This is a genomic window from Pseudomonas sp. NPDC086112 (assembly GCF_044746425.1).
Lineage (GTDB): Bacteria > Pseudomonadota > Gammaproteobacteria > Pseudomonadales > Pseudomonadaceae > Aquipseudomonas.
This window is the reverse complement of record NZ_JBIVCD010000008.1, coordinates 108,753-132,592: the sequence shown is the minus strand read 5'-3', so window position 1 is coordinate 132,592 and position 23,840 is coordinate 108,753. Positions and strand designations below refer to the sequence as shown.

The window sequence follows — 23,840 nt, the reverse complement described above, 5'->3', positions numbered from 1 at the left end:
TTACGGGATAACTGATGCTATTCAAGCAACTCTCACGTCTGGCAAAAATCACCAGCCCCCTGGGGCCGGATGTGCTGTTGCTCAAGGACATGGGCGGCGGCGAAGAGCTGGGGCGGCTGTTCAACTATGAGCTGCAACTGCACTCGCTGGACAACGCCATCGACCTCAACCAGTTGCTGGGCAAACCCATGTGCCTGAGCCTGCAACTGGACGGCGGTGGCGAGCGCTATTTCCATGGCATCGTTGCCCGTTGCAGCCAGAACGTCGACCAGGGCCAGTTCGCCAGTTACCAGGCCACGCTGCGGCCTTGGCTTTGGCTGCTGACCCGCACCTCCGATTGCCGGATTTTCCAGAACCTGACCATCCCGCAGATCATCAAGCAGGTGTTTCGCGACCTGGGTTTTTCCGATTTCGAAGATGCCTTGAGCCGGCCCTATCGCGAGTGGGAATACTGCGTGCAGTATCGCGAAACCAGCTTTGATTTCGTCAGTCGCCTGATGGAGCAGGAAGGGATCTACTACTTCTTCCGCCATGAACAGGGTCGTCATGTGCTGGTGTTGGCCGATGCCTACGGCGCCCACACCAGCGTGCCCGGCTACGCTTCGGTGCCCTACTACCCCAAGAATGAACAGCAGCGCGAACGCGACCACATCCATGACTGGCACCTGGCCCAGGAAGTCCAGCCAGGCTCGCTGGAACTCAACGACTATGACTTCCAACGCCCCAGCGCGCGAATTGACGTGCGCTCGGCCATGCCTCGTCCGCACACCGCCGGCGACTATCCGCTATACGACTATCCCGGCACTTATGTGCAAAGCGCAGACGGCGAACATTACGCCCGCACCCGCATCGAAGCCTTGCAGACCCTGCACGAACAGGTCGAGTTCGCCGGCAACGCCCGGGGCCTGGGGTCGGGGCATTTGTTCAGCCTCACGGGCTTCAGCCGCCAGGACCAGAACCGCGAATACCTGATCGTCGGCGCCCGTTACTACGTCGCCCAGGAAAGCGGGGAAACCGGCGGCGCTGGCGCTTCGGCGCAGTTCGAAAGCAGCCTGACCTGCATCGACGCGCAACAAAGCTACCGTCCCCTGCCCAACACCCACCGCCCTATCGTCAAAGGCCCGCAGACCGCACTGGTGGTTGGCCCCAAGGGCGAGGAAATCTGGACCGACCAGTTCGGCCGGGTGAAGGTGCATTTCTATTGGGACCGTCACGACCAGTCCAACGAAAACAGTTCGTGCTGGATTCGCGTGTCGCAATCCTGGGCCGGTAAAAACTGGGGCTCGATGCAGATCCCGCGGATCGGCCAGGAAGTGATCGTCAGCTTCCTCGAAGGCGACCCGGACCGGCCGATCATCACCGGCCGCGTCTACAACGCCGAACAAACCGTGCCCTACGACTTGCCGGAAAACGCCACCCAAAGCGGCATGAAAAGCCGTTCGAGCAAGGGCGGCACACCGGCGAACTTCAACGAAATCCGCATGGAAGACAAGAAAGGCGCCGAGCAGCTGTACATCCATGCCGAGCGCAATCAGGACATCGTGGTCGAGGTGGATGAAAGCCACTCGGTGGGCCACGACCGCAACAAGAGCATCGGGCATAACGAGACGGTGACCATTGGCAACAACCGCCTGCGTATCGTCAAACAGGAAGACATTCTTTCGGTGGGCCAGCGCAAGACCGACAGCATCAGCCAGAGCTACGTCATTGAAGTGGGCGAGAACCTGCGGCTGGTCTGTGGTGAAAGCATCCTGGAACTCAATGCCAGCGGCCAGATCAACCTGACCGGCGTGCAAATCAGCTTCTATGCCAGCGGTGATGCCGAGTTCAACACCGGCGGCGTGCTGCACCTGAACAACGGCGGCGGCGCTGGCGCCACGCCTGATGGCCAGGGCGTCAAGGCCAGCATCGACGCCAACATCAATGCCGCGTTTCCCAAGCCCAAGGGCTAATCACGAGATCTGTGTTCCATGACTTACCGAATCAATGAATTCCAGTTCCAACTGCCGGCAGGCGAACTGCAAGACGCGTCGATCAACATCCTCAAGTTTCCTGAACTGGGCACTTCGCTGATTGTCAGCCGCAGCTTGCTGGCCGAGGGCGAAACCCTGCAAAGCAACTTCGACGACCAGCTCAAGCGCCTGGAAAAACAAGTGCAAGACTTGCGTTTTCAACCGGGCGTCGCCGTGCGTCTGGGCGCCAGCCAGGAAGTCGAAGGCATCGAGTTGCGCAGCCAGTTCAACAAAGGCAACGACAAAGTCTTCCAATACCAGTTGGCACTGGTGTTGCCCGGCACCCGCAAAATGCTCGCCCTGAGCTACGTGAAGGCCGAGAAACTTGGCGATGCCGAAGCCGCGCATTGGGCGACCATCAAGAGTTCGCTGTTGTTCGACGTTCCGGCCTGATGAGCACCCTGCATGTCTGATGCACTCTGGGCTGCCCGCCTGGGCGATGCGCTCGATCACACCTCGATGATGGCCGACATCCTCGGCGGCGTGCTGGAAGTGGCGGCCAACATCGCGATTACCGCGCTGGCCACTGCCGCCGTGGTGGCGGCCACCGGCATCACCGTCGTCACCGGGGGGTTGGGTTGCTTCGTGCTTGGCTTGGTGGTGGGCACGATCGTGGGCCTCGCCATGAGCAAGACCGGGGCCGACAAAGGCTTAAGCAATCTGTGCGAGAGCTTCAGCAACGCGCTGTTTCCACCCACGGTGCAGGCGAACATTCTCACCGGTTCCACCAACACCCTCACCAACAACATTCCCGCCGCACGAGCCGCCGGGGCGATCCCATCCCATGTTGCGCCGGCCGGCACCGAACTGGAAATGCCCGAGCCCGAAGCAGAAGCCAGCTACCTGGACATGGCCGAGAGCTTCTTCTCCCAGATGTGGCGCCCCACCGTTGCCACCCCCGCGCCCGGCGCGGTACCCAAGCCGCTGGACCTGCTCGTCTGCATGAAGCATCCGCCAATGCCGCCGCAGTTTATGGCCGAGGGCTCGGACAAGGTCACCATCAACGGCCAGCCCGCCGTGCGTAGCGGCGATCGCAGCACCTGCGACGCCAAGGTGGTGTCGTCCGGGTTGATCTCCTCCAACGTGACCATCGGTGGCGGTTCGGTGGTGGTGCGCGAGATCCGCAGTGGCAAGACCCCGGGCGTAGGGCTGGCAGTCACTGCGTTGCTGATGCTCAAGGGTGGCAAGGGCAAGTTCTTCAGCAAACTGCCGTGCATGCTGATCGGTGGCGCGACGTCGATGGCCGTCAGCAGCGCGATGGGCGCCCTGGCCAACGCCGCCATGGGCTCGTCGAACCCGGTGCATGCGGCGACCGGGGCCAAGGTGCTGGGGGGCGATGAAGAGCGGGATTTCGTGTTGCCCGGCATCTTGCCGATGGATTGGCAGCGCTTCTACAACAGCCGTGATGAGCGACGCGACGGGATGTTTGGCGCGGGTTGGAGTGTGTCCTACGAGGTGCGGGTTGAAATCCTGCCTCACCCCGAGGGCGGCGAAACGCTGGTCTACACCGATGAACAGGGTCGGCGCATCGACATGGGCTCGATCCCCTTGGGCGGCGCGGTGTTCAGTGCGGGGGAAGGGCTGAGTGTTCGACGCCATGTTAATGGGCAGTTGTTGATTGAAAGTGATGACGGTGTGTACCGCTTGTTCAATCCAGTGCCGGGCAATACGGCGCTGCTGCGTCTTGATCAATTGGGTGATCGCAATGACAACCGCATCCATCTCGACTATGACGAAACCGGACGCTTGGTGCGACTGCGCGACACCTTCGATCTGGTGCAGGTCGAGCTGATTCAAGAAGGCGGTCGCGTGGCTCGGGTGGAACGTCTGTACCCCGATCAACACCGCGAAGTGCTCGTCAGCTACAGCTACGACGCGATGGGCAATCTGGCCGAAGTGCGCGACGCCACCGGCCAGGTGCAACGGCGCTTCAGCTACGATGCCGGGCGGCGGATGGTGGAGCACCAGTTGCCCACGGGGCTGCGTTGCTTCTATGAATGGGCGCTGATTGAAGACCTTGAATGGCGCGTAGTCCGGCACTGGACCGACGAGGGCGACGCCTACCAGTTCGACTATGACCTGAAGGCCGGTGTCACGCGCATCACCGATAGCTTGCAGCGCGTCAGTACTCGCCGCTGGAACGCCCAGCACCAGATCACCGAGTACACCGACAACCTCGGCCAGACCTGGCAGTTCGAATGGAACGACGAGCGCCAATTGCTCAGCGCCACCGACCCGCAGGGCGGTCAGTATCAATACAGCTACGACGACGCCGGCAACCTGATCGGCGAAACCGACCCGCTGGGCCGCAGCGAATCGACCTTATGGCTCAAGCACTGGGCCTTGCCCGTCGCAGGAACGGACAGTGCAGGCAACAGTTGGCAACTACGGTATGACCAGCGGGGTAATTGCATTGGCGAAACCGACCCACTGGGACAAGTGACTCAGTACCGTTATGACGACCGTGGGCAACTGGTAGAAATCATCGATGCCACAGGTAAAAGCAAAAGGCTCAAATGGAATGTCTTCGGCCAACTCAGCGAACATATCGACTGTTCTGGCTACACAACTCGCTTCCATTACGACGATCGGGGTTATTTACAGGTCATCACTGACGCCATGGGCGAACGCACCCTGTTCAGTTATGACACTCAGGGGCGTTTGCTGACCAGTCAACTACCTGATGGACGCGTTGAACACCTCCAGCGCGATAGCATCGGCCAACTGATCAGTTACACCGACGCAGCTGGCAACTCTACACACTACAAGCGTAATCGCCGGGGCCAAGTATGCCAGCGTGTCGACAGTCATGGGCGCCAGGTGCAATTCGTCTATGACAGCTATGGGCGTCTCCAAGTCCTGACCAACGAAAACGGCGAACATTATCGCTTTGCTTGGGATGCCAATGACCGTGTAGCCGAGCAACATGATCTTGATGGCAGCTCTCGTCGTTACACCTACGATGCGCTGAATAATATTGCGATGGTGGAAACCGTTCCGGCGCCTTATGGCAACGGCATGGCTGTGGTGCCCACAACATCCGAAGCCCCGATCATCCATCGTTTTGAACGCGACGCCATGGGGCGTCTGCTGGCGAAGGTGACCGATGATGGACGTACCGAGTACACCTATAGCCCGTTGGATCAATTTACGGCTGTCAGCTTTATCGATAAGGCTGGCCAGCAACAATCATTGGGTTTTGTTTACGACGCACTGGGTCAACTGGTTGAAGAGCAAAGCTCGGCCGGCAGTCTGCAATATCGTTACGATGAACTGGGCAACCTGATACAAACAAAAACACCTGACGGTTGCTGGCTTAATCATTTGTATTACGGAAGTGGCCACCTTCACCAGATTAATGTCGACGGCCAGGTCATCAGCGATTTCGAGCGCGACCGACTGCACCGTGAAGTGCTTCGCACCCAAGGCCATATCACCACTCGCAGCCAATATGACCGCTGCGGTCGCTTGCGCTCTCTTAAACGTGGGCATAGCCCGCTAACCACAACTGCGCAAAAACAATTCGAGTACGACCCAACAGATAATCTGATTGGCAAGCTTGACCAGCAATCCGGTGACCAAAACAGACAGTTATTTCATTACGATGCCACCGATAGAATTATCGCCAGCCAAGATAGTCTGCACGGGCAGCGCGAAACCTTTGCGTACGATGATGCTGCGAACCTACTCGACGGGCCGCAACAAGGCTCTGGGCTAGTGGTGCATAACAAGGTGCTGACCTATCAGGACAAACGCTATCGCTATGACGGCTTCGGCCGAATGATCGAGAAGCGCAGTAGCCTTCGCGGAACGCAACGCTTCGCATATGACGCCGAACACCGTCTGATTGAAGTGCGCAATGATCATGCTGGACGCACATCGGTCGTGCGGATGACCTATGACCCTCTAGGCAGGCGCGTTACCAAAGCCACTTATGACGGCAATGGGTATCTCCTGAGTGAAACCCGCTTTACTTGGGATGGCCTGCGCCTGCTACAGGAGCACAAGTTCTCCCAGACCAGCCTTTACATCTATGGGAACCAAGGCCATGAACCTATAGCCCGAATTGATGGGACAGGCGCGCAACAGAAAGTGCGCTATTACCACAACGACCTCAATGGTCTGCCTGAGCAGCTGTCGGAGGCGAACGGCCAAACGGTCTGGCAGGCTCGCTATCAGGTATGGGGCAATACGATTGAAGAGATCCGTGAGCCTTATTACATAGAAGAGCAGAATCTGAGGTTCCCGGGACAGTATCTGGATCGGGAAATCGGGCTGCACTACAACACTTTCCGATTCTACGATCCGGATGTTGGACGATTTACGACACCCGATCCAATAGGACTCACTGGAGGGCTTAACCTCTACCTCTACGCAACCAATCCATTAATGTGGATAGACCCACTCGGGTTAAACCCGCAAGACCTGGTGCGTTATAAGCCTAGAGAAACCGTCAAACCTAACCCGGGTGGACGAGGAACAGCCATTAATCGTGCTTGGGGTCAGGAGCGAGAGCTTGTTTCACGCGGTGGTGGCTCAAGGGACTGGACTGAGACCGAACGCAAGACAATTCTGGAAACCAAGAGCAACGCGCAACTGAACTCCAAAATGTCTAAAGCAGGCTATACCGGACACCATATCAACAGTGTCGAAGGAAACGGCACATTGGGCAAAGCCTGGAAAGGCGATCCAAGGAATATTGTATTCTTGCAGAACGCGCAACACCCAAGCGGCGTGGACGAGCATTTGAATAGTCCTCAGGGACACCGCGGTAACTACGGCAACGCTGGGAAGGGACGCTTGATCGACCGACTTAAAACACCCGGAAAGTCTAAATGCGGCACTTGAATTTTTACTCGGAGAACGAACATGAGCGCGTTGGAAAAGGCATTGATAGAGCTGCGCCGTATCCACAAGAAGTTCCAGTTAGATGGCAGCTTCGAAAAGAATGGCCAAGTCAACGCCACATGGCCGCAAACACTTGAACGCTCTGTCGAAACTGATTTTTTCTATGACAACTACGAGCCTGTGGGTGTAGAGATAGAGACAGGTTTGACTCCGATACGTTTTTTTGACCTGAACACCCTTGAAGATGACCAAGTGGGCTACAAGTGGGATGGCAATTCAAACAAGTCGCAGCTCAACCCACGCTGGCCAGCCAGTTTTGTAGTATTTATGGATGATATCGGAGGCGGCAAACCTGTCATCGCCGTTACCGACATTGAGGGTACGCCTGTATTCGCCAGCTATGACGTGGCTTTGCCTTTCAAAATTGCCGACTCATTGGCTGATTTCTTTTTCGCTTTTGCCAAATTGATTGAGATTGTCCACGGCAAATTCGAAATCTTTGAGATCTATAACGATGATGACGAACTTTCCAGCAAGTTCGTGAAATTACTCACAAGGGAAGTCAGCCCCCTACTTGGGGAAGAAAACTTCGAACGGTTTTTTGATTATTTTTATGGTTAATCTTCACGTCATCGATCTGACCCGGCCAATGTGCGCAGAAGATGGAACAACTGGAAGACGAATACCCCGGCGATTCCGATTGGAATGTGCTTGTGCGGTTATACGAAGAGGACTATCTCGACGACGACGCCCGCACGCTAGCAAAAGCCTTGGATGGCAACCTCGATATGGCGGTCGTCCTCAACGGTAAAAGAGGGCTTGAGGAAGGGTTGTGGTGGATCGAACAGAAAGTGCCCGCCCTCGGTAACAAACGGCCGGCCGACTGCCTCAAAAATCCGAAGCTGATCAAACGCCTGAGAATGGCGCTGATGAGCATGCCGTAACCGACAAGGAGAAAGGTGCAATGGAAGGCATCGAATTGTGCAACAAGCGCAACGAGTGCGTTGTGGCCAGACGTCGGATGAACATCCCGCATGTCTGACGCACTCTGGGCCGCCCGACTGGGCGACGCGCTCGATCACACCTCGATGATGGCCGACATCCTCGGCGGCGTGCTGGAAGTGGCGGCCAATATCGCGATTACCGCGCTGGCCACTGCTGCCGTGGTCGCGGCCACCGGCATCACCGTCGTCACTGGCGGATTGGGTTGCTTCGTGCTCGGCCTGGTGGTGGGCACGATCGTGGGCCTCGCCATGAGCAAGACCGGGGCCGACAAGGGCCTGAGCAATTTATGCGAGAGCTTCAGCAACGCGCTGTTTCCGCCCACGGTGCAGGCGAACATTCTCACCGGCTCCACCAACACCCTCACCAACAACATTCCCGCCGCCCGAGCCGCCGGGGCGATCCCGTCCCATGTCGCGCCGGCCGGCACCGAGCTGGAAATACCCGAGCCGGAAGCCGAAGCCAGCTACCTGGACATGGCCGAAAGCTTCTTCTCCCAGATGTGGCGCCCCACCGTTGCCACCCCGGCCCCCGGCGCGGTGCCCAAGCCACTGGACCTGCTCGTCTGCATGAAGCATCCGCCGATGCCGCCGCAGTTTATGGCCGAGGGCTCGGACAAGGTCACCATCAACGGCCAGCCCGCCGTGCGTAGCGGCGATCGCAGCACCTGCGATGCCAAGGTGGTGTCGTCCGGGTTGATCTCCTCCAACGTGACCATCGGTGGCGGTTCGGTGGTGGTGCGCGAGATCCGCAGCGGCAAGACCCCAGGCGTAGGGCTGGCGGTCACCGCGTTGCTGATGCTCAAGGGCGGCAAGGGGAAGTTCTTCAGCAAATTGCCGTGCATGCTGATCGGTGGCGCGACGTCGATGGCCGTCAGCAGCGCGATGGGCGCCATGGCCAACGCCGCCATGGGCTCGTCGAACCCGGTGCACGCGGCGACCGGGGCCAAGGTGCTGGGTGGCGATGACGAGCTGGATTTCGTGTTGCCCGGCATCTTGCCGATGGATTGGCAGCGCTTCTACAACAGCCGTGACGAACGTCGCGATGGGTTGTTTGGGGCGGGTTGGAGTGTGTCCTACGAGGTGCGGGTTGAAATCCTGCCTCACCCCGAGGGTGGCGAAACGCTGGTCTACATCGATGAACAGGGCCGGCGCATCGACATGGGTTCGATCCCTTTGGGCGGCGCGGTGTTCAGTGCGGGCGAAGGGCTGAGTGTTCGACGCCACGTTAATGGGCAGTTGTTGATTGAAAGCGATGACGGTGTGTACCGCTTGTTCAATCCGACGCCGGGCAATACAGCGCTGCTACGCCTTGATCAATTGGGTGATCGCAATGACAACCGCATCCATCTCGACTATGACGAAACCGGACGCTTGGTGCGACTGCGCGACACCTTCGATCTGGTGCAGGTCGAGCTGATTCGCGAACGCGAACGCGTGGCTCGGGTTGAACGCCTGTACCCCGACCAACACCGCGAAGTACTCGCCAGCTATGGCTACGACGCAGCGGGCGATCTGGCCGAAGTGCGCGACGCCACCGACCAGGTACAACGGCGCTTCAGCTACGACGCCGGACGGCGAATGGTCGAGCACCAGTTGCCCACCGGGCTGCGCTGCTTCTATGAATGGGCGCTGATTGAAGACCTGGAATGGCGCGTGGTCCGGCACTGGACCGACGAGGGCGACGCTTACCGGTTCGACTATGACCTCGGCACCGGTGTCACGCGCATCACCGATAGCTTGCAACGCGTCAGTACGCGGCGCTGGAACAGCCAGCACCAGATCACCGAATACACCGACAACCTCGGCCAGACCTGGCAGTTCGAGTGGAACGACGAGCGCCAGTTGCTCAACGCCACCGACCCACAGGGCGGTCGCTATGAATACAGCTACGACGACGCCGGCAACCTGATCAGCGAAACCGACCCGCTAGGCCGCAGCGACTCGACCTTGTGGCTGGAACTCTGGGCCTTGCCGCTGGTGGACACCGACGCCGCCGGCAACAGCTGGCAGTATCGCTACGATCAGCGCGGCAACTGCATCGCCGAAACCGATCCGCTGGGCCACATCACCCGCTACCGCTACGACACCCACGGCCAGGTCGTCGAGATCATCGACGCCACTGGCAAAAGCAAGAAACTGCGCTGGAACCCGTTCGGCCAACTGGTCGAGCACATCGATTGCTCGGGTTATCCGACGCGGTTCAGCTACGACAACCGAGGCTATCTGCAAACCATCACCGATGCCCTCGGTGAACGCACCCAATTCAGCTATGACGCCCAAGGGCGCCTGCTCAGCAGCCGATTGCCGGACGGGCGCACCGAGCAGTATCAGCGCGACGTCAGCGGCCAGTTGACCGGTTATACCGACCCGGCCGGGCACACCACGCTCTATCAACACAACCGTCGCGGCCAGGTGCGCCAGCGCACCGACGCCCATGGCCGGCAGGTGCAGTTCGGGTATGACAGCTACGGGCGGCTGCAAGCGCTGACCAATGAGAACGGCGAAAGTTATCGGTTTGCCTGGGATGCCGGTGATCGGCTGACCGAACAACAGGATCTGGATGGCAGCGCCAAGCGCTACACCTATGACCTGCTGGATAACGTCGCGGCGGTGACGGCTGTTCCGGCGCCTTACGGCAACGGCCTGGCCGTCGTCCCCGAGTCGCCCCCCGCTCCCATCGTTCACCGACTGGAACGCGACGCCGTCGGCCGGCTGATCGCCAAAGTCACCGACGATGGCCGCACCGACTACACCTACGATCCGCTGGACCAGCTCACCGCTGTCACCTTCACCGACCACCAGGGCAACGCACAAACCCTGAGCTTCGCCTACGACGCCCTCGGCCAGTTGCTCGAAGAACAAAGCGCGGCCGGCAACCTGCACTACCACTACGACGAACTCGGCAACCTGATCCAGACCCAACTGCCCGACGGCCGCTGGATCAATCGCCTGTATTACGGCAACGGCCACCTGCACCAGATCAACCTCGACGGCCAGGTCATCAGCGACTTCGAACGCGACCGCCTGCACCGCGAAGTGCTGCGCACCCAAGGCCAGATCAGCACCCGCAGCGAATACGACCGCAGCGGGCGCTTACGCTCACGCCAACGCCGACACACCAGCCAACCCTCGCTGATGCCGGCCGCCGTGCAGAAACATTTCGAGTACGACCCCGCCGACAACCTGATCGGCAAACTCGACCAACAACCCGCCGCGCAACACCGCCAACTGCTGCACTACGACGCCACCGGCCGCATCATCGCCAGCCAGGACAGCCTGCACGGCCAGCGCGAAACCTTCGCCTACGACGCCGCCGCCAATCTGTTGGACGGCCCGCAACCCGGCACCGGGTTGGTGGTGCACAACAAACTGCTGACCTATCAGGACAAGCGTTATCGATATGACGCGTTTGGCCGGATGATCGAAAAACGCAGCGCTAAATGGGGCCTGCAACGCTTTGCCTACGACGCCGAAAGCCGGTTGATTGAAGTGCGCAATGACAACGGCAGCGTGCTCAGGATGACCTACGACCCGCTGGGCCGGCGCATCGAAAAAACCGGGCACGACAGCAACGGTTATCCACTGGGAGAAACCCGCTTCACCTGGGACGGCCTGCGCCTGTTGCAGGAGCATCGCCATCAACAGACCAGCCTCTACCTCTACGAAGACGAAGGTTACGAACCCCTCGCCCGCGTCGACGGCACCGGCCCGCTGCAAAAAATCCGCTACTACCACAACGACCTCAACGGCCTGCCGGAACAGCTCACCGAGGCGGACGGCCACAACGTCTGGCAGGCGACTTATCGGGTGTGGGGCAACACGTTAGAAGAGGTGCGTGAGCCGTATTACATTGAAGAACAGAACCTGCGGTTCCAGGGGCAGTACCTGGACCGGGAGACGGGGCTGCATTTCAATACGTTCAGGTTTTATGATCCGGATGTGGGGCGGTTTACGACGCCGGATCCGATTGGGTTGGTGGGTGGATTCAACCTCTATCAATACGCACCGAATCCGATTGGGTGGGTGGATCCGTGGGGGTGGGAAGTTTGTCGACTCAGCGCCTCACAGAAGAGAGCCATGGGACCTGCACCTAAGGGTATGGTAAAGCCGCATTACCATCATATCGTCCGCGAAAAAGCTCCAAAAAGCTGGAAAGCTCAAAATCAAAAGTACATTACCGACTCGCAAAAGATTCTGGCCAAACACAAGATTGGTCTAAACAACGATCCGCGCAACTTCACTTGGGCCCAAAATGGGGGAGGCAATCACTCGATAGCCAGCGCCAAAAAAGTCTATGAAGTACTACAGAAAGCGGACGTCGGCGGTCTGGCCAGTGTCCAGAATGCATTACAGAAAATGGGTGCACAAATGACAAAAGGTGTTTTTTAAATGAACAACCCAGAAGAAATTTATGAAAAGAACATCACGACTTTATTAGCCATTCACGCAGACATTGCGTCGGGAAATGCAGCCTCACTAAAAAAGCACCTAGAGAGAAATTCTGTTCTATTGCACCTGCCCATGTATGGCCTTGATGGGCATGAGACCCTGCTGCACATGGCTGCCGAACAGGGTCAAACCGAAATTTGCCGCTTATTGGTGTCTTTAGGTATTGCGCTGGACCAGCCTGCCGTCAGTTCCGGCAATAGCACGCCACTTGCCGCAGCCGCTGGCAATGGACATCTACAAACATGCCAATGGTTTCTTGAGGCCGGTGCTTTGGTGGATGGGTGGCCTAACAGCATAACCACCCCGCTGATTGATGCGATTACCTTTGGGCATCAGGACGTCGTCAATCTTCTTATAGAACACCATGCCAACATCAATCGACTGCACACCAGGCTGAATACTTCGCCATTGGACATCGCCAATACCTGGGGATTTACCGAGATTGCGTCCACATTAAGAAAATTGGGCGCGGTCAGTATCATGGACATTATTGAAGGCCGACCTGAGGAGTTTGGCGGTTCTATAGTCACTTTCGTGCACAATACCGCTGGCTGGGTTTTACCCGCCCAATTGAGCCCCTTCACCAATGAAGAGGGTCTGGAGCTGCGTGTTAGCTGCATCGATGGCAAAAACAAGTTCAAATTGCTCTTCACCATCGGACTTTTTGCCAAAAGTCCTCATACCGAATTATTCATATGCTTGCCTGGCGACTGGCCTTTGACACAGCAAGGTTTCCCCCCCCACAGTCCTTGGGTTTTCCCGGTCGAGTTGCTGTCTCTGCTCGCTCGCCACACGTTCGATTATGGCCCCTTGTCGGAAGGCTTCTTGATTCGTCGTTCCGATGCAGTGTATGCAGACCTGGCTTGGCCAGCCGGAGTGGATGCTTTCGTGGCCGTGGATAAAGCTTGGGATACGAAAACTGAAAAAGAGACGATCCCCGACGATGAAAAGGTGATGCTCTATGTTTTGGCACCTGTCAAATTCACAAAAAAGGGCGAGCCTGACGCAGTAGCATTGCGTGCTCTGACACAACGCAAACGTACGGCCAGTTGGGCGAGTGTGGTCACTCCGGCTCCGGATCCAGAGATAACGCAGTAGAAAAGTGGAGCGAAGGGACAACCACGATTCAACTTGTCAAAACAGCTGCGCATGAGGCTACGCTCCCGCACCGTGGTTCGGTCGCTCAATATGAAAAACACGAGAGCACTGAGTCAGTCCTTGCAGCCTCCAAAAAATGTTGGCTGGCTAACAAGATTCCTAAACCCAAACCTGGCCGCTGTTCATGACGGGAGATTAACGATGCTTGAAAACACATTCTCAAATGACGAAGCGGCCACGACAGCGGATCTGGATCACCTGGAATCCGCCATTGGCAAGAAGCTACCGACGCCCTTTAGAAACCATTACCTCAAGTACAACGGCGGCGAACCGGAGCGGACCTATTGGGTCAGCGAAGAATTTGACGAGCCACTGGAAGTGGCTGCGTTCAAACCGATTACCGGTGGCGACTCCACGCTGCTGTCCACCTATCAGTTGATGCTGAAAAAACAGGTACTTCCTGCACACCTCCTGCCTTTCGCGAACGACTGGGGTGGCAACTTCTTTTGCTTGAATCTTGATACAGAGGCCGTTAGTTATTTCACGACTGACAGCTTTGATAGCGACTTAAGCCCTGAAGATAATCAGGCCCAATCCGAAAAACTTGTCTGCTCGAACTTCCTCCGGTTTGTTCAAGGGCTGATCGATGAGGAAGATTTGGACGAGGAGTGAGTGAGCCAACGCCGCACAAGTAGCGAACTTGGTTAGAAGCGCAAATCCCCTGTGGTGAGGGCAGCATCGGAGCATGGCGTATGTCCTGACTGTCGTGCTCTCGCCAACCTATCTTAGTATGAAACTCAAGAGCTCTCATCATACCTCACAGCACTCAGCACTCAGCTTCGCGTTGACTCTCCAGTTTATGTTAATGGCACGTTTATGAATGGTGGAGCTTAAATATGATTGACTTCACAGCAGATATCAAATCCAAGCACTCCGCAGCAAACATCATATTAGAGGAAAACATCTCCAACCATATCGATGAGCTATATAGAAAACATAGCATCAAGGTAAAGAACTATAACCTACCAGACGGCGAAACGAGAGTGGCCTATATAGTAGATGACACCATCACTATAGCAACCCTTTCTGATGGAACAATATTCTCAATTGGTTGTAATGTACATTACCCAGGACTTTACAGAGGTGTACTTTCTACAGGAATGTCTTTTGGACAAATAAAAAAACTTACCAGGCGTCAACGGATATTTAATGGCTCAGTAATTATCGATGATGACTTCGGATTCTCCTATGTGCTACCCGCTCCTTATGATGAGATAGCCGATAGTATTGAGGACATACCTCTGGATTTGATTCTAAATGAAATATATATTTCTGATTTTTCCTCTTGGCAATAGCCCGTGTCAAAGTGATGGCTCCGATGGTGCCGCAAAATACTCTAAGGGCCACGAGCAACACATGGCTCCAGAAGGCGGCTTTGGAGACACACCTCATATCAAGTGGTACAACAATGGAGGGGATGGTCATATTTTCTATGACGTTCCGAACTAGCATGAAAAACAACTATCGATTGGAAAAACTTAAAAAATTTGAATTGGGCCCGAATGAAAGCAGAGAAGCTATCTATTCACTGATGTTACAGCCAACACTTTCAGGCGATTTCATTCAAGCACTCAACTCACTTAGAGATCTGGAGCCTCACACGACTTCAGACTACTATTATGTGGCGCACAAGCTGATTGCTAACAAAGGCAAAAAAATAATTTTCAAAGGCGAACTGTATAAGGCAGAAAGAAACGATCTCTTGAGTTTTCTTGATGATGCTGTGACTTCAGGCGATCTGCGCGAGTTATTAATCACTCCAGTTCAGGCACACCCAAACAGAAAAATAATATACATTTCAGAAGATGCAATTTATTTGTATGCGGCAGGATGATGCTAAGTGCCAGAATAAAAATTTTCAGGCATTGCCTGAGCATGGACGTTCCTGAAAAGCCACATTACACAAGGGTTTCAGCCTGACGAAGCCCAGAAGATGGGCGATGCCAAAGCCGCGCACAGGGCAATTATCAAGGCGGTAAAGGGGTTTTGGTTCCGAATACAAAAGATGAGAAAGCGGTCCGGGTAAATCATGACAGCATGTGGAAAACCTTAAGAAATGGACATATTCAATCTACTTTCATACAAGCTTGAAAATTTCCTGAACATTCGGCTGCGTCCAACGAAGCTGGGCGCTGTTTTTTACGAAGAAGACGAGCCCTCACTGCTGTCTGTCGTCGCCAGAAAACGCAACGGTTCGACCTTTTTCGTGAGCCGCTGGCACGATTTATTTTCCATAAGCGCCTTCGAAAAATCCATGTCGAAAATCGGTTTCACGGAATCGGACTGCTATGCCCTTCTCTTGGTTCTGTCCCGCTTTGGCTATCTACTTGAAATCGACAACCGCCAACGAACCAACAAAGACTATTTTATTTTCTTCTATCTGATTCAGTTGATCAGCTTGAAGAACAGTCCTCTCGACGCAGATGCACAGCACAGGAACTACATGCTCAGGTTCCTGCTTTTCGAATTGAGTATTGACGACGAAGCATATCGTCGGTTCAGCATCAAGGATAATCAGTTGGTAATGGCTACCGACACCTTGGGGCCAGTAGCTTTTCTGGATGTTATCAATTTGGCTTACAAAGCGATCAAGTTTGATATCAGAAAAGAACATGAGTTGCTAAGCACATTGAAAAGCTATCAAACAAGCATCGTCACGTTATTGACCGAGCCCGACGATACAAATTACCATTTCAGGATTAATGACCGCCACAGTGAACTCATGTATCCCGACGTATTTTTGCACGCATACGCTCAAAACAAGAAGCAGATCTTTAATGCTTTGATCGATACGATCAACCCCCTTCAATCAACGGAAAATCTGTTTGTCTCCAATATTATCTTGATGAATTACTCCTTCTATATTCTGAAAAGCAAGCCTCGCGAAATTCTAAAACTGAAAAAACACATAAATGATGAGACGCTGTTCAGCAAACTGTTGGAAGCAATAATCACTCGTCGAATGGCAATCAATAAATCATTATTCGAAAAAATATCCATAGGCCAGGATCTATCCTTGATAAAAGATAATCCAACCTCGTTTTACAATATCTTGTACAGCCTATAAAAGCCCAGGTGAATCGAACAGCAAGCCGCTCTGGATAACATACGGCCGGCTGATCGCCAAAGTCACCGACGATGGCCGCACCGACTACACCTACGATCCACTGGACCAACTCACTGCCGTCACCTTCACCGACTACCACGGCAACGCACAAACCCTGAGCTTCGCCTACGACGCCCTCGGCCAATTGCTCGAAGAACAAAGCGCGGCCGGGAGCCTGCACTACCACTACGACGAACTCGGCAACCTGATCCAGACCCAACTGCCCGACGGCCGCTGGCTCAATCGCCTCTACTACGGCAGCGGCCACCTGCACCAGATCAACCTCGACGGCCAGGTCATCAGCGACTTCGAACGTGATCGCCTGCACCGCGAAGTGCTGCGCACCCAAGGCCAGATCAGCACCCGCAGCGAATACGACCGCAGCGGCCGTTTACGCTCACGCCAACGCCGACACACCAGCCAACCCTCGCTGATGCCAGCAGCGGTGCAGAAACATTTCGAGTACGACCCCGCCGACAACCTGATCAGCAAAATCGACCAACAACCCGCCGCGCAACACCGGCAACTGCTGCACTACGACGCCACCGGCCGAATCATCGCCAGTCAGGACAGTCTGCACGGCCAGCGCGAAACCTTCGCCTACGACGCCGCCGCCAACCTGCTGGACGGCCCACAACCCGGCGCCGGGCTGGTGGTGCACAACAAACTGCTGACCTTCCAGGACAAGCGTTACCGCTACGACGCGTTTGGCCGGATGATCGAAAAGCGCAGCGCTAAACGGGGCCTGCAACGCTTTGCCTACGACGCCGAAAGCCGGTTGATTGAAGTGCGCAACGAAAACGGTGCGCGGGAAACGATTGTGCGCATGACCTACGATCCGTTGGGGCGGCGAATCGGCAAGACCGAGCACGACAACAACGGCTATCCGCTGGGTGAAACGCGCTTTACCTGGGATGGCTTGCGCTTGTTGCAGGAACACCGCAATAGCCAGACCAGCCTGTATCTGTATGCCGATAACGGTTATGAACCGCTGGCGCGGGTCGATGGCAGCGGCGGCTTGCAGAAGGTCCGTTACTACCACAACGACCTGAGCGACCTGCCCGAGCAACTGACGGAAGCCGACGGCGCCATGGTGTGGCAGGCCTGGTATCGAGTCTGGGGCAACACCCTCCAGGAGATACGCGAACCGTATTACATCGAGGAACAGAACCTGCGGTTCCAGGGTCAGTACCTGGACCGGGAGACCGGGCTGCACTACAACACGTTTCGGTTCTATGATCCGGATGTGGGGCGTTTTACGACGCCGGATCCGATTGGCTTGGCGGGTGGCCTGAACCTCTATGGTTATGGACCCAACCCCATTGGCTGGACAGACCCGTGGGGCTGGAGCCCCAGCTCTGTCCTCGATACATCTCTGGGAGGCGTCGTTGGTGACAACATGCAAGCCCAACATGTCATCCCGGTAGCGGTATGGAAGCGGCATGACAAATTCATGAACTCCATTGGTCTGGGCGGCACACGGGACACAGCCCCCAACGGCCTGCTGATGCCCGATAGCCAAGTAAAGGCCGCGGCCATTGGCAGACCGGTTTACCACAATGGTTCACACAAGGACTATTCGGACCTGGTGGACAGAAAACTGGGCAGGATCAAAGCACGCTATAACGCAAAACTTATTACCAAGGCACAGGCACAGCAACAGGTTTCATCACTACAAAGCAGCCTTCGCAAGAAGACTGTTTCAGGAAGAATACGAACCAAATCCAGTACCGGTCGACTTTGCTGACAAGAGGCTTTCATGTTCTATACCCTTGCATTCAAGAAAGACAAAAACTGCCCCACCTTCATTGATGGCGTCATTCATGAGTCGTTCAGCCCTGGCGCCTATGACGATGCGATGGATGCCGACTGGCACGACGCGGGCCCCGACGAAGCTCTCGCTCCCCTCCCGAAAAAGCTGGTGCTGATTACCAAGGACAAGCGCTATGACTTTGACTTTTGCACAGCCTTTGAGGGGCATATTGTCAGTGAGCGCTTCCTGAAAGCCTTCCAGACCCTCAAGACTTCCCGATGGGAGATCGCAGAACTGGAGATCGTCAACCCGAAGGGCGTTTCGGTCGCACAGCGCCCATATTTTTTCATGCGCCAGCAACGAATAGACAAGGAGCCTGTGGACGTGATCGATCAGACACAGTCGAAGATTAATTTTCGAGCGAGCGGCGAAATCAAAAATATCATCAGCCTGACAATCAAAGAAAATGTCAGCACAGATTTTTTTAGTATCGGTGAAATTACTTTACTTGGATTCGTATTTCTTTCGCCTCACGCCGCCACTGCACTTAAAGAACTAAATCTGGTAGGTGCAGAAGTGGTCGATACGGAGAAGGTCGGCTCAATTGATAGAGCCTAGGTCCCACTCAGCATCTGGTAGAGGGATCTCTGCGTTCAACAAAAAATGGGCACCCGACTTAATCGGTGTGCCCATTGTTCAATACGGTTCTCCCCGTTTTTAAGGGAATTCGCCGCAATTATGGATTAACGCTGTCTTTCAACGATTTTCCCGGCTTGAACGCAACAGTGTTGCTGGCCTTGATTTTGACTGGCTCACCGGTCTGCGGGTTCTTGCCCGTACGGGCACCGCGATGGCGTTGCAGGAAGGTGCCGAAACCCACCAGCGTGACGCTGTCTTTGCGGTGCAGAGCGCCGGTGATTTCTTCGAGAACGGCGTTGAGGACGCGGTTGGCCTGCTCTTTGGTGAGGTCTGCTTTTTCCGCAATTGCAGCGGCGAGTTCTGGTTTACGCATTAGTGAAGCCCCTTTGACGGTTTTTTGTTGTTATGTCCGTGCTGTTCTCGTTGGAACAGCGCCTAAGGCGCCGCAGGTGCTCTACTCTGCGGCAGACGGGAGTGAGAATGGCACGCGCTTTAGAGCGGCGCCAGTCTCCCCGCGACCTTTGTGGGAGCAAAAGCGGGGTGATTCCGACAGAACGACCGCTATTTACGCCAGCAAGGCGGGAAGCTCTTTGTTCAGAGCGAGTTTTTCCATCACCGCCGCGCCTGTCAGGGCATAGCCCAGCAATTTGCCGGCGCTGTCGCGGCATAGCACCTTGATGTCCGCGCCCTGCCCTTCGACCGTCCAGACGCCTTCCGCGCCCCGTGGTGGCGGCGAAACCACCAATGGGCAGACCGGTGTTTTCACGGTGATCGGCATCGGGCCATAACTCACCGCGGTAGGGTTTCCGGCGAGGGTCTGGGCCAGCGCTCTCGCACAACTCATGAGGGGCATGACGTACAACAGATTCAGCCCATCGACCTCGGCGCAGTCGCCCAGGGCGTAAATGTTGGCGTGGGAGGTTTTCAGGTGACGGTCGACCACCACGCCGCGATTGACCTGCACCCCGGCAGCGGCCGCCAGGTCGATACGCGGACGCAGACCGATCGCCGAGACCACCACATCGCAAGGGATGACCTGGCCGTCGGACAGGTGCGCTTCCAGGCCGTCTGCCACTCGCTGCAAGCGATTGAGCACCGGCCCGAGGTGGAAGCGCGCGCCCAGGCTTTCCAGGCCGGCCTGGACCGCAGTGGCCGCCGCCGGGTGCAGCAAGGTCGGCATGACCTGTTCGCACGGTGCAACCAGTTGCACCTCGTAACCACCGAGAATCAGGTCGTTGGCGAATTCGCAGCCGATCAAACCGGCGCCCAGCAGCAACACCCGACGTTTGCCGGCCGCGGCCGCTCGAAAGCGTGCGTAGTCTTCAAGATCGTTGATCGGAAAAACGGCGTCAGCGGCATCGCCTTCGATCGGCACCCGCACGGTTTCCGCGCCCCAGGCCAGGATAAGGTCGCGGTAGATCACCGCCTCTTCACCAATCCACAGGCGCTTATGGCCTGGGTCGATACCGCTGATGCGCGTGTGGGTACGCACTTCGGCTTTCAATTGCTCGGCCATGGCACCCGGTTCGGCCATGCTCAGGCCGTCGGCGTCTTTATTCTTGCCGAAGCCGGTGGAGAGCATCGGCTTGGAGTAGGAGCGTCCGTCATCTGCGGTAATCAGCAGCAGCGGGGTTTCGCCATCGAGTTTGCGAAACTCCCGGGCCAGGTTGTAGCCAGCCAGCCCAGTGCCGACGATCACGACAGGTGCGTTCATTCCTTGCTCCTTGCTTGTCTTAGTTGATTTCAATCATTTCGAAATCCATCTTGCCCACGCCGCAGTCCGGGCACAGCCAGTCTTCCGGCACGTCCTGCCACGGTGTGCCCGCCGCAATACCGTCGTCCGGCCAGCCCTCGGCTTCGTTATAGATCAGGCCGCAGACCACACATTGCCACTTTTTCATTCAGGTACTTCCTCAGGATTCAGACTTTTGCCGGCGCGAACGGTCGATCGGTAAAGTGTTGCCGTCCGGCTCAGGGGCGTTTTGTACTGATCGCGCCCGGCAGATGCAAGCCTGTTCGGCGCAACGGCAGGCCGGATCAGTCAAAATCGCCGTCTGACATGGTAAGCTCGCCGCCTCATTTGCTGCCAATAATGACTCACTGTGCCGCACTCAAAATCCCCCTCCCCGACGCCACTCTGGCTCTCTCGAAGCCAACTGACGCCCCTCCCCGACACGTCTACGCTAGATTGGTTGTTCGATGAAGGATCGCTGACCCGACGCCTGATCCGCTTGTCGAATGACGGTTTCAGCGTCACACCGCTGTTCGAAGGCTGGCAATCGCTGCGCGCCGATGAATGTGCTGCGCTGGAGCTGGCCGAAGGCAGTGAGGGCTGGGTGCGCGAGGTGTATCTGCGCGGGCACGGTGAAGCCTGGGTGTTTGCCCGCAGCGTGGCGGCGCGTAGCGCACTGCAGGGCGACGGGTTGCATATGGATGAATTGGGCAGCCGTTCGCTGGGCGAATTGCTGTTTTGTGATCGGGCATTTCAGCGCCGGGCCATTGAGGTTTGTCACTATCCTCAAGCATGGCTACCGATGGATGCTCAGGCGCCTGAATTATGGGGCCGGCGCTCGCGTTTCGACCGCGGCGCCTTGAGCGTGCTGGTGGCCGAGATCTTCCTGCCGACCTTGTGGAGCGCCGCCCGCGCCCATCCGGAGAATTGCTGATGTACCAGAGCCTGCTCAAGTCCCTGAACCGCGTGAGTCCTCGGGCCTGGGATTTCATTCAGTTGACCCGCATGGATAAGCCGATCGGCATTTACTTGCTGCTGTGGCCAACGTTGTGGGCACTCTGGATTGCCGGTGAAGGTTCGCCTTCATTGGCCAATATCGTGATTTTCGTGCTCGGCGTGGTACTGACCCGTGCCGGCGGTTGTGTGATCAACGATTGGGCGGACCGTAAGGTCGATGGCCACGTGAAACGCACCGAACAGCGGCCACTGGTGAGCGGCAAGATCAGCTCGAAAGAAGCCCTGGTGTTCTTCGCAGTGCTGATGGGCGTGAGTTTCCTGCTGGTGCTGTGTACTAACGCGAAGACCGTGTGGCTGTCGCTGGGCGGTTTGGCCCTGGCGTTCACGTATCCATTTATGAAGCGCTACACCTACTACCCGCAAGTGGTGCTGGGCGCGGCGTTTTCCTGGGGCATGCCGATGGCGTTCACCGCCCAAACCGGTGAACTGCCGGCGGCGGCCTGGTTATTGTGGATCGCCAACTTGTTGTGGACCGTTGGCTACGACACCTATTACGCCATGACCGACCGCGACGACGATCTGAAAATCGGGGTGAAATCCACAGCGATTCTGTTTGGCGACGCCGACAGGGTGATCATTCTGACTTTGCAGGGGTTGGCATTGGGATGCCTGCTGCTGGCGGGTTCGAAATTCCATCTAGGTGGCTGGTTCCACCTCGGGCTACTGGCGGCGGCGGGTTGTTTTGCATGGGAGTTCTGGTACACCCGCAGCAAGGACCGGATGCGTTGCTTCCAGGCGTTTTTGCACAATCATTGGGCCGGGTTGGCGATTTTTGTCGGGATTGTGCTGGATTACGCGTTGCGTTGACCGTTGGAAAAGATCGCAGCCTGTGCCAGCTCCAACAGAGGGATGGAGCGACTGCAGGCCGCGAACTGTTTACGGCGCAGGCGAATCGCTTATTTATGCTCGCGCATGATGTGCCAGACGCTCTTCATATTGTCGCCTGCCATGTCACCGGGTTTTTTGTCCTTCATGAAGGTGTAAAGCGGCTTGCCATCATAGGCCCACTGCATCTTACCGTCGTCACGCTTGATCGTGCTCCACTTGCCTTCGGGCTTGGCGCCCGCCGGCGCCATCATTGGCGGCCAGTATTCAGCGCACTCGCCGTTGCACATCGACTTACCGCCTGAGTCCTTGTCGTATGTGTACACCGTCATGCCCTTGTGATCGACCATCATTCCGTCTTTCATCATGGCCGGATCGGCAGCAAAGGCCAGGGACGGCAGCGTTAGCGCAGCCGTGACCAGCAGGGCCTTCCAGGATTGAGCAATGTGATTCATGGAAACCTTCCTCTTGTGGTTGTCAGGATTCGGACTTAGAGCTTAGTTCAGGATCACGACAATCGCAGGACGGCTAAAATACTGTCACACGACTGCAATAATTCCGTTATCTAATGCGGCGCAAGACAGTTAAATGACAAGAGGATTAACGCATGGTTGGCAGGAGCATTCTGATCGTCGACGACGAAGCGCCCATTCGCGAAATGATCGCCGTTGCGTTGGAAATGGCCGGCTATGACTGCCTGGAGGCGGAGAACTCGCAGCAGGCCCATGCCATTATCGTCGACCGTAAGCCGGACCTTATTTTGCTCGACTGGATGCTGCCCGGCACCTCTGGCATCGAACTGGCCCGCCGCCTCAAGCGCGATGAGCTGACCGGGGATATCCCGATCATCATGCTCACCGCCAAGGGCGAAGAGGACAACAAGATCCAGGGCCTGGAAGTCGGCGCCGATGACTACATCACCAAACCGTTTTCCCCGCGAGAGCTGGTGGCGCGCCTGAAAGCCGTGCTACGCCGCGCCGGTCCGACCGATGGCGAAGCGCCGATCGAAGTCGGCGGCCTGCTGCTGGACCCGATCAGCCACCGCGTGACCATCGACGGCAAACCCGCCGAGATGGGCCCGACCGAATACCGTTTGCTGCAATTTTTCATGACCCACCAGGAACGTGCCTACACCCGCGGCCAGTTGCTGGATCAGGTCTGGGGCGGCAATGTCTATGTCGAAGAGCGCACCGTCGATGTGCACATCCGTCGCCTGCGCAAAGCCCTCGGCGATGCTTACGAAAATCTGGTACAAACCGTGCGCGGCACCGGTTACCGGTTTTCCACCAAGGCCTGA

The 23,840-nt window shown here is 56.6% G+C and carries 20 protein-coding genes and 1 pseudogene; 17 read left to right on the top strand and 4 right to left on the bottom strand.

Features of this window, described 5'->3' with window-relative positions; genetic code table 11:
* The first annotated feature begins 14 nt into the window (after positions 1-14).
* The 14 genes and pseudogenes from tssI to ACIPLA_RS08680 all read left to right on the top strand — a co-directional run bounded on the left by tssI (position 15) and on the right by ACIPLA_RS08680 (position 18,948).
* A complete protein-coding gene (gene tssI, locus ACIPLA_RS08745; protein WP_123500813.1) occupies positions 15-1,952 on the top strand; it encodes a type VI secretion system tip protein TssI/VgrG in 1,938 nt (645 codons plus the stop codon).
* An 18-nt stretch (positions 1,953-1,970) separates the two neighbouring features.
* Positions 1,971-2,405 carry a DcrB-related protein gene (locus tag ACIPLA_RS08740; RefSeq protein WP_008007718.1) on the top strand — a complete coding sequence of 145 codons (435 nt, stop codon included), beginning with the start codon at positions 1,971-1,973 and terminating at the stop codon, positions 2,403-2,405.
* Positions 2,406-2,417: 12 nt separating this feature from the next.
* A complete protein-coding gene (locus tag ACIPLA_RS08735) occupies positions 2,418-6,860 on the top strand; it encodes an RHS repeat-associated core domain-containing protein (protein WP_401172940.1) in 4,443 nt (1,480 codons plus the stop codon).
* Positions 6,861-6,881: 21 nt separating this feature from the next.
* A complete protein-coding gene (locus ACIPLA_RS08730) occupies positions 6,882-7,481 on the top strand; it encodes a hypothetical protein (RefSeq protein ID WP_401172939.1) in 600 nt (199 codons plus the stop codon).
* Between the two features lie 41 nt (positions 7,482-7,522).
* The gene (locus tag ACIPLA_RS08725; protein WP_401172938.1) at positions 7,523-7,804 is read left to right on the top strand and encodes a hypothetical protein; all 282 of its coding nucleotides are present in this window, start codon (positions 7,523-7,525) and stop codon (positions 7,802-7,804) included.
* Between the two features lie 90 nt (positions 7,805-7,894).
* A complete protein-coding gene (locus ACIPLA_RS08720; protein WP_401172937.1) occupies positions 7,895-12,253 on the top strand; it encodes an RHS repeat-associated core domain-containing protein in 4,359 nt (1,452 codons plus the stop codon).
* Complete coding sequence (locus ACIPLA_RS08715) at positions 12,254-13,411, top strand: ankyrin repeat domain-containing protein (protein ID WP_218395563.1); 1,158 nt, start codon at positions 12,254-12,256, stop codon at positions 13,409-13,411. It begins immediately after the preceding gene.
* Entirely contained in the window at positions 13,363-13,599 is a 237-nt protein-coding gene (locus ACIPLA_RS08710) for an HNH endonuclease (RefSeq protein WP_218395565.1), read from the top strand. Before ACIPLA_RS08715 ends, ACIPLA_RS08710 begins: the two co-directional genes overlap by 49 nt.
* Before the next feature lie 13 nt (positions 13,600-13,612).
* Positions 13,613-14,083 (top strand): SMI1/KNR4 family protein, encoded by a 471-nt coding sequence (locus ACIPLA_RS08705; protein ID WP_401172936.1) that lies wholly within the window; start codon positions 13,613-13,615, stop codon positions 14,081-14,083.
* Positions 14,084-14,307: 224 nt separating this feature from the next.
* Positions 14,308-14,766, top strand: coding sequence for a hypothetical protein (locus ACIPLA_RS08700; RefSeq protein ID WP_401172935.1), 459 nt, complete (start codon positions 14,308-14,310; stop codon positions 14,764-14,766).
* Positions 14,767-14,921: 155 nt separating this feature from the next.
* On the top strand, positions 14,922-15,305 hold the full coding sequence (locus ACIPLA_RS08695; RefSeq protein WP_401172934.1) for a hypothetical protein: 384 nt from the start codon (positions 14,922-14,924) through the stop codon (positions 15,303-15,305).
* Positions 15,306-15,527: 222 nt separating this feature from the next.
* The gene (locus ACIPLA_RS08690; RefSeq protein ID WP_401172933.1) at positions 15,528-16,538 is read left to right on the top strand and encodes a hypothetical protein; all 1,011 of its coding nucleotides are present in this window, start codon (positions 15,528-15,530) and stop codon (positions 16,536-16,538) included.
* A gap of 43 nt (positions 16,539-16,581) precedes the next feature.
* A pseudogene (locus tag ACIPLA_RS08685) lies at positions 16,582-18,324 on the top strand (RHS repeat-associated core domain-containing protein); the annotation flags it as partial.
* A gap of 12 nt (positions 18,325-18,336) precedes the next feature.
* Positions 18,337-18,948, top strand: a complete 612-nt coding sequence (locus ACIPLA_RS08680; RefSeq protein ID WP_401172932.1) for an Imm43 family immunity protein — start codon at positions 18,337-18,339, stop codon at positions 18,946-18,948.
* A gap of 118 nt (positions 18,949-19,066) precedes the next feature.
* Here ACIPLA_RS08680 and ACIPLA_RS08675 read toward each other — a convergent pair whose 3' ends face one another.
* The 3 genes from ACIPLA_RS08675 to ACIPLA_RS08665 all read right to left on the bottom strand — a co-directional run bounded on the left by ACIPLA_RS08675 (position 19,067) and on the right by ACIPLA_RS08665 (position 20,870).
* Complete coding sequence (locus ACIPLA_RS08675; protein WP_003213368.1) at positions 19,067-19,342, bottom strand: HU family DNA-binding protein; 276 nt, start codon at positions 19,340-19,342, stop codon at positions 19,067-19,069.
* A gap of 192 nt (positions 19,343-19,534) precedes the next feature.
* The gene (locus tag ACIPLA_RS08670) at positions 19,535-20,683 is read right to left on the bottom strand and encodes an NAD(P)/FAD-dependent oxidoreductase (RefSeq protein WP_401172931.1); all 1,149 of its coding nucleotides are present in this window, start codon (positions 20,681-20,683) and stop codon (positions 19,535-19,537) included.
* Between the two features lie 19 nt (positions 20,684-20,702).
* Entirely contained in the window at positions 20,703-20,870 is a 168-nt protein-coding gene (locus ACIPLA_RS08665; protein WP_007896465.1) for a rubredoxin, read from the bottom strand.
* Positions 20,871-21,071: 201 nt separating this feature from the next.
* Between ACIPLA_RS08665 and ACIPLA_RS08660 the strand changes: the two genes are divergently transcribed.
* Both ACIPLA_RS08660 and ubiA read left to right on the top strand, forming a co-directional pair.
* Positions 21,072-21,635, top strand: a complete 564-nt coding sequence (locus ACIPLA_RS08660) for a chorismate--pyruvate lyase family protein (protein WP_401172930.1) — start codon at positions 21,072-21,074, stop codon at positions 21,633-21,635.
* Positions 21,635-22,525 (top strand): 4-hydroxybenzoate octaprenyltransferase, encoded by an 891-nt coding sequence (gene ubiA, locus ACIPLA_RS08655; protein ID WP_401172929.1) that lies wholly within the window; start codon positions 21,635-21,637, stop codon positions 22,523-22,525. The genes ACIPLA_RS08660 and ubiA overlap by 1 nt, the downstream gene beginning before the upstream one ends.
* 89 nt (positions 22,526-22,614) lie before the next feature.
* Here ubiA and ACIPLA_RS08650 read toward each other — a convergent pair whose 3' ends face one another.
* Entirely contained in the window at positions 22,615-22,998 is a 384-nt protein-coding gene (locus tag ACIPLA_RS08650; protein ID WP_401172928.1) for a hypothetical protein, read from the bottom strand.
* A gap of 152 nt (positions 22,999-23,150) precedes the next feature.
* Here ACIPLA_RS08650 and phoB point away from each other — a divergent pair, with 152 nt between their 5' ends.
* The gene (phoB, locus tag ACIPLA_RS08645; protein ID WP_007896474.1) at positions 23,151-23,840 is read left to right on the top strand and encodes a phosphate regulon transcriptional regulator PhoB; all 690 of its coding nucleotides are present in this window, start codon (positions 23,151-23,153) and stop codon (positions 23,838-23,840) included.